The following is an 11,813-nucleotide window of genomic DNA, read 5'->3' on the forward strand; positions in this document are numbered from 1 at the left end:
ATTTGTAAATGCTCTATTGGGACTGAGACTGTGCAAGTCGAATGCTCACCAAACTCGCCACCATGATAGCTAAGTAAAAGCTGCCGATAATGGATTCCATAAAAACGAAGAACTGAGCAATAGGCAGAGCTGGTGATATGTCGCCGTAACCAACCGTAGTCAAGGTGATAAAGCTAAAGTACATCGCATTGAACAAGTTTGTCAGCCAGACTTGCTCTTCTAACCCGTTAAAGGCATTCGGAAAGATCTCTAAAATTAACAAGTAGATGGTCGACCAAGCAAACCCTAACAACAAGTAGATACAGATTGAGCCGATGATGTGATTAGGCGTCACCGTTTTTGCTTTCATCACCTGCTTCAACGCTGAGTAAATGTGTGAAAACAAAAACACAGCCAGCGCCGATAGCGTCACTATCGACAGGTTATAACCTTCCAAAAACGAAAACACACCAGACACGAGCGCCGTAATCAATAACAGTCCGTACCAAGAGCGATACAAGGCTCGCTCTTTATGAATACCGACAATCGAACTCGCCAGCGTAATGATGATGAGAAATAGGATTGTTTTTTGACCTTGCGGATAAAACTGCTGCATCACCGCGCAACCAAAAAACAACACCAACAGTGCATAGAATAAGAAGTAGAAGTTGTCGTCTTTAGAGACTGGCTTCATCTATTTTTCCTCGACCTCTGCAGGTTTTTCCTCAGTTTCTTCTTGGTTTTTCTCTTCAAGTCCAAGCCACGCCATCATAAGCTCATAGCTTAAACTCAGTATTACAGCACCGACAAACAGACCGACGATGCCTGACATCGCCATGCCGCCCAGCGCGCCCAATAGAATAACCAACATTGGAATGTGAGAGCCACGGCTCAGCAATACTGGCTTTAAGATAGCGTCACTGCCGCTCACCAAAATACACCACACTAAGAACAAGCTCGCCGCCAGTGTCGATTCAACGCTGAACATGTAGATGATCGCCGGTAATAGAGCGAGAATCGGTGGAAGTTGGATTATCGCAATGAGCAGCACAGCTAGCGCCCAAAACGCAGCTGCTGGAACGCCTGCAATCACCAAACCGATTGCCGACATCATGGATTGAATCACAGCCACACCAATCACACCTTGCACAACGCTTCGCACGGTCGATTTAGAGAGCTGTACCAATTCTTCACCTTTACCGTCCGTTAAACGCGCCACTAGGTGAGTCACACCGGTTTTGCATTTATCGGCATTACTCATGAATGCACCAGCAATGATGGTAGAGATAATGAACTGAATAAAGCCACCACCTAGCGAGCCAAGAACCGAAGCCGCTTTCGTCGCGAACTGTTTAACTTCGTCTGCATACTTTATGAAAGTGCCTTCAATATTGTTCGAGGCGGCAACCAAGGTTGAATAAACCTTTTCCCCTATTAATGGAATATCTTGTAAAGACTCTTTCGGTTTAGGCAATGACAATGTGCCATCTTGAAGCCCTGTCATCAGGTCTGTCGCGCTGGTGTAGATACCAGAAGAAAGCGCCGCCAAAGGAATAAATAGAAGAATCACACCAATAAAGCTCAGCAATGCACTGGCTTTACCTTTCGACATCCCGGTTTTATTTGAAATTGCGACCGCCACTGGATACAACGCAGTCGCAATGATCGCACCCCATATCACCAAAAGAATGAATGGGCGCAAAATCGAAAAACACCAATACACGAGCATGGCAATCGCTGCGATCTTAATGGCAGCGTCTATCGCCTGTTTTGAAAAATCATCGGTTAACTTCATGAGACGTCCTTGTTAGACAAAATTAAGGCTGATTTTGTAGGAACTTCCAATTCCGTGTTTCTAGGAATAGAGAAGCCAAAATCATATATATGCCAATTAACACTAATTGGAATATGCGTATAAGGGTGTTGCTATCGATATCACCGGAGCTCATCAATGTGCTACCAACCAGTACGAGCAACGTACTAAATGCAGTGGCGAAAATAGGTGCTTTTTCGGGAACCGTGTAGATCTTGGTAGCCATAAGAATGGCAATAAGTCCTATAAACAAAGAATAGAAGACAATGTTGGGTACTATAGAAAGAATTGAAAAAGCAGCAATCGCCAGCAATCCCCCGATACCATTACTTATCACCAGAAAAGCGCTCAACTTTATCGACTTCTCTGACGTAATCATCAACGATAACAACGCAATGAACATCATTGTCAGTAAAGCTTCAGATATTTGAAAAATAAAGAAAAAACAAACCACTGGATAGGAGATGATCATCGCCCTAAAGGCCGCATACCAACGCTGTTTCTTTTCGAGTGGCGCAGCAGCGAAGCCTGAGAACGCCGATTTAGGCTCAGGAAAAAACACATGTACTAACGCAAAAAGCATTACTGAAACCACACCAGAGGTCGCTAAGCCAGAGGCCAACATTACTGAAACGCCAGGGTTATCAATCGCCATGAATGGCAACATCAAGACCGCAATCAACAGTATGGTAGCGAACAGGTTCCATTTTGGGTCGACAAACAAGTAGTAACCCCAAAGCATCATTAGCCCCACTAAAATCAGCAATGGGATTGGATAATGGGTAATTCCTCGCGACAGCAATAAACCTAACCCCATGGTCACTACAACGGCCAAGAGCAATTCGTAGACCGTTTCCTTATGGAGGTTTGGTTTATCAATTAAGAACTTAGCAGTGAACACTGGCGCCACAAACGCAAGTGGCCAGTTTATCCACGCCGCCAAGAAAACAGCCAACGTGACCCCGACCGTAAATCGCAGGATCCGTTGTTGTGTTTGTTGGTCAGGAATCGGCTTATCGGACATAAGACAATACGCTAATCAAACGAATCCATACCTTGCCTATCGCGTTGAACACAAAGTTATCGCCGCTATAAACAATCACATCCGCTTGGCCACCCACTCGGAGCATGCCTGTCACTTCTTCATTATCAAATTCAATGGTGATAGGAAGCATCTGTGTTTGGCGCAACCAACCCGTTTGTTGGCTAGCTTGAGCAAGCTTACCTGCTTGATCATTTTGCCCCCAATCAACACCCCAATCGATACTGCTTACGCGCCCTTTTACCACTTTGCCCGGTGCGAAATCTAACGCCACTTCAACTTCATCACCGACCGTTACATTACCTAGGCTGTTCTCTCGATAATAAGCTTCAATCCAGATATCTTCGGTTGAAACAAAGGTCATGATTGCTTGCCCTGCTGATGCATAGAAACCTTCAGAGAGGCTAAAGTTAGAAACACCACCTTGTGTCGGTGCAGTAATCACGGTGCGCTCTAGATTCAATTGAGCTTGTTCAAGTGCCAGCAACGCCGCTTTCACTTGGCTATTTTCTTCGCCTTCTTTACCCATTTGTTTCTTAGCACGGTCAAGGTCAGCTTCTGCATTCACAACCGCCGCACGAGAAGTTGCTAATGCTGCTCGCGCTTTATCTGCATCTGATTTAGAAACGACACCTTTATCGGCCATCTCTAAAACACGCTTAGCTTGCAGTTTGGTGTTTTGTCTTTCAACAATCGCTGAAGTGAGTTTCGCTTGGGCTGAAGCAATGCTCGCGGTTTGCGCACCAACATTTTGGCCAGCGATCTCTAAATTTTGCTCCGCTTGTTGGACGGCTATTTGGTAATCAGACTCGTCTAAAATGGCTAACTTGTCGCCCTGATTAACGAGTTGGTTAGGTTGAACAAGAATATCGAGTACTTTACCCGACACCTCAGGCTTGATTGGAACGATATAACCTTTTACACGAGCATTATCAGTAATAGGAATGATGCGGTCTGAAATGATACTGAAGATCAACATGAACGCCACGAACAATAATAAGTAGTTGGTGACCTTTCTTACTTTGTCTTTTCCATTTTCTTGCTGGCCAACTTCTTCCTTGGCTTCTTGCGTATTCCCGTTGACTTCTGACATGGGACTCCCTTCTAGATAACTAACATCAACAAAATTAATACTTTAAAAATAAACCCGGTAATGGAAAACTCAAGTAAATAGGGTTAGATTTAGTAAACAAAACGTTGCAAATGATATGCACGTCTAATAATGCGACAATATATACAGGATTGTATTCTAATGAGCTCTAGTCACTACCAAGTCCCGGTAATTCAAACGAACTACGCCAAAATTCTGGTTCAGGTGTTTTCTGACTATGGTCTCGACCTTCACCTTTTGCTCAAAGATTCTGGTTTGCCGCCCGATCTCATCGAATCAGAAAGCGACTTCGTGCCATCAGAATCGATTAAACGTTTGATTTATCTGACATCCGCCCAACTTGGTGTTTCTCGGTTCACAGATATTCTCGGACTTGCATTTCGACGTCGAATCATCCCAAATGTCTTGCATCAATTTACCGAATTCGAAACCATTGGTGATGCACTAAAACAGATCAATTCAATCTTTGCCTATGATTCACCAGGCAGCAAAGTCGAGTTTATCCAAGAACACGGTCAGAGCTGGTTTTGCCGCACAGCACCGGAAGACAACTCACCTATGTTTCAATGGGGCGAAGCTTTCGCTGTTATTTATATCATTGAGTTAATAACCATTTTGTCGCAATCACCATGGTTACCGACTAAGGTTCGCTTGCAAGGGCATGACATCGATGTCGTCAAAACACTGGTATCAAGTAACTGCCAACTGTTTGTTGATCATTCGTCGACTGCTGTGCAGATTCCTGATGAGATCTTACAACTCCCAATCCGTCTTACGTCTAAAGACCTCAGTACAAAACCGACACTTATTGAGTGGCATACCAGCTTTACCGATAGTATTTATGAGCTTCTAAAACCGTACATGAAAGAACAAGACCTCTCTCTTGAAGAGGCGGCAGAGCTGCTCAACTTTTCAGTGCGAACGTTCCAACGCAAACTCAAGAATGAAAACACCACTTATCGAAAGATCAAAGAGAACCTGATGTTTTCTGTAGCTTGCGAGCTGATGGAAGAAGGCCACACACTGACCTACATTTCTAGCCAACTCGGTTACACCAACATCTCTCATTTCTCTCGTGCGTTTAAGCGTGTGTCTGGCCTTACGCCGAAGATTTACCAACGCTCAATCTCGGCATAGGCTCCGCTCGATTGATCAACCAAGCACGGCCTGCATCTAACCAAGGGCAATTGGAGTAGCACAGTCTGGGCTAGAGCTACACACTCTATTTCGCCCGTTACCTTTAGCGCGGTAAAGTGCCTTATCTGCACTGCGATAGGTCGCTTCGGCTTGCGCCTGTATTTCAGACACACCACTGCTCACAGTCAGGTTCAATGTTGTTCCTTTGGTAATCACTTCTTTCAATCGATACATCGCCTCAAACGCTTCTGCCAAATTGGTTTCAGGCATCAAGATAGCGAACTCTTCTCCGCCTACTCGCGCGACGATGTCAGTGTCTCGGATATTGTTTCTCAACAGTTCAGCGACCTCTTTCAGCGCTGAATCACCTTGGTCATGGCCGTGATTATCATTGATAGCCTTGAAGTGATCTAAATCGATCAACGCCAAACAGGAATGCGTGTAACCATAACGCTCTGCCAGGTTTGAATAATGTTTTAAGTCGTTATCAAAACGGCGTCGATTCCAGCACCCTGTCAGTGAATCCGTTTCCACCAGCATTCTTAATCGACGCTCCAATATCTTGCGTCGGCTAATATCCGTAAAGGTCACCACGTACTTGTTATTGTGCGGCAGAATTTCAGTTAGCTTTTCCACCACAACGTTTACGGTAAACTGCTCACCAAGTCGACTGACGCCACTCAACTCACCTTTCCATCTCTGGTTTTCCTTCAGTGAGCGAGTAATGGTCGCAATGAGACTGCTGTTATTCATAAAACAGAGATCAGAAATCGGACGAGATTCAACTTGGTCAAAGGCATAACCTGAAACCCGAGAGAACTGTTGATTGACTTGTATAACCCTCAATTGACTATCGAGGACAATAAAACCTGCGACACCATCAATAATCGCTTCCGACAAGTTATTCTTACTTTGAGCCATTTCATGTCGATAAAGGCGTGCGGTAATCAGAGTGCTAAGTAAAAACAAGGCGCACACCGAAAAAACCATGGCTGGCGTAGAAGCAATACTCAGCAACCACAAGCTAAATGCCATATTGAGGACAAGTGCAGACACCACGTATAGCGGCATTTTTCGGTCATAACTTAACTTGTTCATAGTTTGCTCTGGTGATGGGCGAATGACTATGATGGCTAAGTTTTGATTAAGATATTTACCATTTTACGACACATACAAATTCAAATTATATGAGTACTTTGAAGATCAACAACTTATGCTAATTGTTGAGTAAGAATAGCAAGCTACCGCCACTGAGTGAGCTGCCATAATTGAAGTTAATTCCAATCCCGAAGTTGTCAAAAAAGTAAGAGTCATAAGGCACATCAAATACTAATCCTGCCCCAAATTCATAGTAATAGTGCGTATCTAAAGGAGCCGTCAAATCACCCGCGACATCGATTCTTGTTAAGTTATAGTGGATTTGAGGGTTATTCAGCGACCAAGCATCGAGCGCTACATTTTGCCTAAACTCTAGTTCATTAATGAATCGCATCCCTTCTGGGTTACCGATATCGCCATCGTTCGCTTCGCCCCAGCCTGTTCCATAAAAGTAACGAACTCTTGAAGACACATTCCAACTGCCCCACTCCTTTGGTTGCAAGTATTGAAGTTTGACTGAAGGTTCTGCAACAAGCGCCCATGCTGATGTATTCAACGCGTAGCCGTCTAGCTGAGATTGAAATGCTTGAGAGTAGCTGTTGTTGTATTCGTATTTATTGCGGTAATAGAGCAAGTGAGTGCCTAAGCCATAGGCGATAGACCAATGTTGGTTTAAATGGTTTTGCCCTCCAAAAAAGCCATACAGGCCCAATACCGAGTCTTCATTTGGGTTAACACGACGGTCAGGAGTCACATCTGATGAGATCTCAATATCCTGTTCAGAAAGCGCATAAGACCCTCGCACAGACCAAATAAGCTCAAAGTCAGGGTCATCCTCCGTTTTAATCACGGAAGAGTAAGGGATGGAGCCCACACTCACTTGGCTTCGAGTATCGATGGTTTTATCGGATCCAAAACCACTGTCGTTTAAGTTGATAAACGAATTAGGATCAAAATCCACAAAGCCAATTGAAATGGCATCGCTGTCAGTCAGCGCAATTGACACAGAAAATATCTTCTCTAAGCGGTTCTGAATCAATTCATTGGATGCATAGGCCGAGGAAGAACTGAGGCCCATTAAGAGCAGAATAATATAACGGGGATAGTGCGATAGGGGTGAAAGCATTAAGTTGACTCCATTCAAACTTATGCTTTAAGTGTAATTGGTAACTTAACTAATTCAATCAGAGAGTTAACGGTGTGGTTGATACTGCTCTCAGTTCCAACTGCAAGAGCGTTGCTAAATCGATGGCTCCCGAAAGTTCTTCTACGTCTTGGATTCTAAAATGAATAATCATATGCGCCTCTGTCTAAATTGGAGTCTTATCTTGGATCATTCTTAAAACCCTTACTTACCATAATGCGCCAAACTGACTTTAAGACCTGTTTCGCATATAAAACAATAAGCGGTTGAAAATTATAGGATTAACTCCTAAGTTTTTTATAACCCTTTACTCAGGAAGAAGTAGATGAGCAATATAGAAAAAGTATATGGATTTAATACGCCCCAACGACTCTTTGTCGGATACACGCTTGCGGTACTCGTCGATTTAACCGTTCTTAATTTTTTTGATGAATACTGGGACTTCGTCAATATCGAGTCTTTCACCATCTCATTTGCAGCTGCGATTCTGCTACAACTCCTGCTCAAACTGTCTATTGGCTTAGAACATAAGCTCGCAGATTACTTCAAGTCTAAACCCGGCACTGCGCCTAAGATTTATCGCGGTTTATCCAGTTACGTGATTCTAGTGGGCTCTAAGTTTGTGATGCTGGAAGCCATCAATATCTTATTTGGAGACAAGGTCGATTTCACAGGCCCATGGAATGGTGTGGTGGCGTTCTTCGCTGTGGTATTCACTATTTTGGTCGCAGAGATTATTGTTTCAAAGATCTACTTCGCACTCGATGACACGCCCAAAGCCGAAAAAGCATAGCCTCTTTTGATACACACCTAAGACAAAAAAGTGAGCCTATCAAGGCTCACTTTTTACATCTATTCTTTACGTTTCAGCGATTAACAAGCAGAGAAGTTAGATAAAGACTCTCGCTCTAATACCGAATACCCAAGCGCTGCTCTCACTAGAGAACGCAGGATCTTTGATGTACTGGATGTCTGGCGTTACTTGGAAATGGTCACCAAACTGCATGTTGTAGTAGATCTCCGCTGTCCATTGCTCTGTGCTACCGCTTATCGCTTTCGCATTAGCTGCAAAAGAATCACCATTCACTTCCGCCCAGTTTAGCGCTACACCAAGGTTGTTGGTCGGTTTTCCTAATCCAAAGTAACCCATACCAACAGAAATCGATTTATCGTAAAGGGCAACATCCCCTTCAGAGAAACCACCTCGCACAAACGGCATAACTTGCGGCGTCATAAACTGGCTCCATGAGAAATTGACGCCCGAGCCACCTTCCGCAGCAAGGCTATTACTGTGGCGCGTATCGTCACCAAAATCCCAGAAAGTCACATGGAAGTTATCGGTGTAGATCTGCTCTTGCGAAGCCGTCCAACCTAATTCCAGTGTTGTGAAGTAAGACGCATCGCTACCAAAAGCGGTATCAAAGCCATCAAAAATATCATCTGACTGACCATTTGCATCGGCGATACCACCGACGACATAAAAATTCTCGCCCAACATATGACCAGCAGAAAGCGCAAGTACACCATCATCAGGTAAGCCCATCGCACCAGAGCCTGTCGAGAATGCCAAGTTAGTAAAACCAGACCATGGGCTTGCTAGAGCGTAAACATCGGCGTAGTTCGTTACATCCTGCCAACCGACAACAATAGTGCCTTTGCCATCGTTGATTTTTTGCTTCCAATTTAAGTCCGTAACACGAAACCCTTGGTCACTGTATGCAGGGCCAATTGAACCGACATAGCCAAGTGGGCCGAATGAATAGTCTTTTGGCGCAGTATCACCATAGGCATGCCTATGTTCCACCTTCCAAACTAAGCTACCTGAGTTCTGTGTGTCCTTTCCCAATAGATGCCATGAACCGTATAATCGCGCCACTCCCGACGATGCATCAACGCTATCCCCGCCAACCCCATCCCCTGAGGTCAGCCCCAAAGCAAAGTAATCGGCACCAAATGTAAAACCATCTTCAGCTAATGACTCCCTCCAAGATTTCTTTTGTGCTTTCTGCTCTGCAATTGTATTTTCAACAGAATCTGGGCCTTCAAAGTTAGCGCCGTAAACAATGCCGCTCATTGGACTAGCCGCCATCACAATTGCCATACTTATTTTAGAAAATCTTGAGTTCATCACGTCACCAGTGCTTTTTAAGTTAGTTTTATTTTAGTTATTACTCACATTGAAAATTGTCATTTGATGACACTGGGTGATTTAAATACTTCCAACATGAGATTAGAGCGCACTAGATGCGCTAGCTTAAGGTTGATACTGCTCTATACCGTCCGCTTTCATCGCATAGACCGACTGCACGTTGGCTGCGCCGTCAGAGTAATTCACATTTTCTTTCGATTGATGCCCTGTTAACTCACCTTCAACCCAAACTGGCGTCATTAAGCTCACCAATTCAATGCCTTGAGGGTAATCTATCAGCACCAATTGATTCGCTGGAGGTGGTGGTGTGTGGATACAAGCTCCTGCAGAAGGCACTAAGAAGAACTTAGTAACTTTAGTTCCGTCCATTTCAATCGGAGTGATATAGCCAGGGATTCGATGCTTACTACCGACAACCTCATTATTTGGTTTAGAACCTAACGCTTCTCGTTGCTTCATAATTTGCTCACGAGCAACAAACAGCGCTTCAACATCGACGTCCTGCTTTCTCAATCTCTCTGTCACTTCAATTATTTCTTGCGTTGCTTCGTCACTTGCGACAAAACCGTCTTCAGTTTGCGCGTCTTTAAAGCGAGCAATGGTCGCCATATCAAACATCTGATTTCGATCAAGCTTTTGAAATGGGTCTTCTATCAACTCCATGCTTGGAACTAACTCGTCCCAGTATGTAACTTTCACTTCGCTAGCCAATAATGAAAACGACAAACAACACAATACAAACAGAGAACAAATTGGCTTCAAAATAACCATGACACTTTACCTCACACAAACATCGTAAAACTACGTTAGGTAGAGGAGAAATTCCCCCTACCTAACTATTAAACATCAAACCAAAGATTACATTTCGTTGCGGTATACAACGCCATCTTTCATTACCAATTTAATCGTATCGATAGTCTTGTATTCAGGGTCAGCGTCGAACCACTCGGTGGTCGCACCTAATACCGTCATGTCTTCCAGTGGATTACCATCTACCAGTAGAATATCTGCAACGGCATCCTTTTCGATGACACCTAACTTACCTTGGGTTGTGCCTCTAGGACCTGACATCGCTAACATTTCACCAGCTGTAGAAGTCATTTGTTTCAGCACTTCGAAGTTGCTACCAAACGCTTGTGTTCTCCAGTAAATTTCGTAACGACGAGCTCTCTCGGCATCCGAATCTGCACCTACATAGTCTGATGCAAAAACAACTTTCACGTTATTTTCAAGTAGGCGTTTACCGTAGTCACCATACTGCTCTTGAAGCTGAGCAACCATCGGCAGTTTTTCTGCAGGCATAAGCGGGTTCTTTGCTAGATCTGGCGATAGGCCCCACATCTGTGGAACAACGTATCCGCCCTCTTTTGCAATTCTTTTCATCGTATCGTCGTTAATAAAGAATCCGTGCTCAAAGGTTTTTACGCCACAATCAAGCAGACGATTTACCGAGCGATCATTGAATGTATGCGCAGCAACATAAGTGTTCCAATCTTTTGCTGCTTCAACGATGGCACAGGTTTCGTCTACCGAGTATTGAGTTGTATCAATCGGGTCAAATCGAGATGAACCACCACCACCGGCCATGATCTTTATCTGAGTCGCACCATTACGTAAGTTCAGTCTTGTCGCTTTGAGTACTTCAGGCACACCATCGGCTACAGCGCCAATGCCCATTCTTTCAAAGTTAGAAATATCTCCAACCGAATTAGGCGTGAAACCGGGATCACTTCTATCTCGGAAATCACCGTGACCTGATGTTTGAGAGATAAATGCGCCAGACGGATAAATTCGAGGACCAACGACATTGCCACTCTCAATTTCGCGAGCCAAACCGAAAGCAGGTCCGCCCATATCACGAACGGTTGTAAAACCATCATCTAAGTAGCGCTTAGCCACTTGCGTTGCATGAATAGAGATGTCGGTGAGATCTTTATTGGTTTCGATATCACCAAAATTATAGTTAATCATAACGTGGGCATGGCCATCGATTAAGCCAGGCATTAACGTTTTGCCCTCACCTTCAATGACGGTAGCTTCACCGGCTTCAATAGGGTTTGCCGAGATTTGTTTGATTAGGTTGTCTTCAACCAGTACGTGATGATCTTCGTAGAGTTTGTTTTCTGTACCATTGAAAATATCGACGTTAGTAAATAGCGTTGATGCTGCATTTGCAGAAAGAGCAAATGAACACGAAAGAGCAACAACAGAGAGCTTTAAACCTGCATTTTTCATTTTTACACCTTGATTCCGTTTGTTAGTGGCGTCCACTTCCCATAACGATTCCGTAACTACAAATGAGTGTTATGAGGTTTCAAAGGTGTTTTTATTGGCCGCGAT

The 11,813-nt window shown here is 44.1% G+C and carries 11 protein-coding genes; 2 read left to right on the plus strand and 9 right to left on the minus strand.

Annotated elements, in window-relative coordinates:
* Positions 1-13: 13 nt before the first annotated feature.
* The 4 genes from MSG35_RS01050 to MSG35_RS01065 are packed head-to-tail and all read right to left on the minus strand — an operon-like array spanning position 14 to position 3,927.
* Positions 14-673: a potassium channel family protein gene (locus MSG35_RS01050; protein ID WP_017086389.1), complete on the minus strand. Its 660-nt coding sequence runs from the start codon at positions 671-673 to the stop codon at positions 14-16.
* Positions 674-1,774, minus strand: coding sequence for an AI-2E family transporter (locus tag MSG35_RS01055; protein ID WP_248382516.1), 1,101 nt, complete (start codon positions 1,772-1,774; stop codon positions 674-676). It lies immediately after the preceding gene.
* A gap of 22 nt (positions 1,775-1,796) precedes the next feature.
* Positions 1,797-2,816: a DUF2955 domain-containing protein gene (locus MSG35_RS01060; RefSeq protein ID WP_048606138.1), complete on the minus strand. Its 1,020-nt coding sequence runs from the start codon at positions 2,814-2,816 to the stop codon at positions 1,797-1,799.
* Positions 2,806-3,927, minus strand: a complete 1,122-nt coding sequence (locus MSG35_RS01065) for an HlyD family secretion protein (protein WP_009844846.1) — start codon at positions 3,925-3,927, stop codon at positions 2,806-2,808. The genes MSG35_RS01060 and MSG35_RS01065 overlap by 11 nt, the downstream gene beginning before the upstream one ends.
* Positions 3,928-4,086: 159 nt before the next feature.
* Here MSG35_RS01065 and MSG35_RS01070 point away from each other — a divergent pair, with 159 nt between their 5' ends.
* Entirely contained in the window at positions 4,087-5,082 is a 996-nt protein-coding gene (locus MSG35_RS01070; protein ID WP_050644271.1) for a helix-turn-helix domain-containing protein, read from the plus strand.
* 36 nt (positions 5,083-5,118) lie between these two features.
* On the opposite strand, the gene MSG35_RS01075 is transcribed toward MSG35_RS01070, so the two are convergent.
* Together MSG35_RS01075 and MSG35_RS01080 are read right to left on the minus strand one after the other, a co-directional pair.
* Entirely contained in the window at positions 5,119-6,180 is a 1,062-nt protein-coding gene (locus MSG35_RS01075) for a GGDEF domain-containing protein (protein WP_248382517.1), read from the minus strand.
* 118 nt (positions 6,181-6,298) lie between these two features.
* On the minus strand, positions 6,299-7,306 hold the full coding sequence (locus MSG35_RS01080) for a Solitary outer membrane autotransporter beta-barrel domain (protein ID WP_248382518.1): 1,008 nt from the start codon (positions 7,304-7,306) through the stop codon (positions 6,299-6,301).
* A gap of 343 nt (positions 7,307-7,649) precedes the next feature.
* On the opposite strand from MSG35_RS01080, the gene MSG35_RS01085 reads away from it, so the two are divergent.
* Positions 7,650-8,117 carry a hypothetical protein gene (locus tag MSG35_RS01085; protein WP_004731619.1) on the plus strand — a complete coding sequence of 156 codons (468 nt, stop codon included), beginning with the start codon at positions 7,650-7,652 and terminating at the stop codon, positions 8,115-8,117.
* 96 nt (positions 8,118-8,213) lie between these two features.
* Here the strand turns inward: MSG35_RS01085 and MSG35_RS01090 are convergent, their stop codons facing one another.
* The 3 genes from MSG35_RS01090 to MSG35_RS01100 all read right to left on the minus strand — a co-directional run bounded on the left by MSG35_RS01090 (position 8,214) and on the right by MSG35_RS01100 (position 11,708).
* A complete protein-coding gene (locus tag MSG35_RS01090) occupies positions 8,214-9,413 on the minus strand; it encodes a carbohydrate porin (RefSeq protein WP_248383228.1) in 1,200 nt (399 codons plus the stop codon).
* A gap of 165 nt (positions 9,414-9,578) precedes the next feature.
* Positions 9,579-10,244, minus strand: a complete 666-nt coding sequence (locus MSG35_RS01095; protein ID WP_050644276.1) for a DUF3299 domain-containing protein — start codon at positions 10,242-10,244, stop codon at positions 9,579-9,581.
* 87 nt (positions 10,245-10,331) lie between these two features.
* Positions 10,332-11,708 carry an amidohydrolase family protein gene (locus MSG35_RS01100; protein WP_248382519.1) on the minus strand — a complete coding sequence of 459 codons (1,377 nt, stop codon included), beginning with the start codon at positions 11,706-11,708 and terminating at the stop codon, positions 10,332-10,334.
* Positions 11,709-11,813: the final 105 nt, after the last annotated feature.

It is taken from the genome of Vibrio sp. 1CM23M, assembly GCF_023161755.1.
GTDB classification, from domain to species: Bacteria; Pseudomonadota; Gammaproteobacteria; order Enterobacterales; family Vibrionaceae; genus Vibrio; species Vibrio coralliirubri.

What these genes read in the sequence shown, in the direction of transcription:
- MSG35_RS01050 (WP_017086389.1), bottom strand. Translation starts at nt 673, where the DNA reads ATGAAGCCAGTCTCTAAAGACGACAACTTCTACTTCTTATTCTATGCA.
- MSG35_RS01055 (WP_248382516.1), bottom strand. Translation starts at nt 1,774, where the DNA reads ATGAAGTTAACCGATGATTTTTCAAAACAGGCGATAGACGCTGCCATT.
- MSG35_RS01060 (WP_048606138.1), bottom strand. Translation starts at nt 2,816, where the DNA reads ATGTCCGATAAGCCGATTCCTGACCAACAAACACAACAACGGATCCTG.
- MSG35_RS01065 (WP_009844846.1), bottom strand. Translation starts at nt 3,927, where the DNA reads ATGTCAGAAGTCAACGGGAATACGCAAGAAGCCAAGGAAGAAGTTGGC.
- MSG35_RS01070 (WP_050644271.1), top strand. Translation starts at nt 4,087, where the DNA reads ATGAGCTCTAGTCACTACCAAGTCCCGGTAATTCAAACGAACTACGCC.
- MSG35_RS01075 (WP_248382517.1), bottom strand. Translation starts at nt 6,180, where the DNA reads ATGAACAAGTTAAGTTATGACCGAAAAATGCCGCTATACGTGGTGTCT.
- MSG35_RS01080 (WP_248382518.1), bottom strand. Translation starts at nt 7,306, where the DNA reads ATGCTTTCACCCCTATCGCACTATCCCCGTTATATTATTCTGCTCTTA.
- MSG35_RS01085 (WP_004731619.1), top strand. Translation starts at nt 7,650, where the DNA reads ATGAGCAATATAGAAAAAGTATATGGATTTAATACGCCCCAACGACTC.
- MSG35_RS01090 (WP_248383228.1), bottom strand. Translation starts at nt 9,413, where the DNA reads ATGGCGGCTAGTCCAATGAGCGGCATTGTTTACGGCGCTAACTTTGAA.
- MSG35_RS01095 (WP_050644276.1), bottom strand. Translation starts at nt 10,244, where the DNA reads ATGGTTATTTTGAAGCCAATTTGTTCTCTGTTTGTATTGTGTTGTTTG.
- MSG35_RS01100 (WP_248382519.1), bottom strand. Translation starts at nt 11,708, where the DNA reads ATGAAAAATGCAGGTTTAAAGCTCTCTGTTGTTGCTCTTTCGTGTTCA.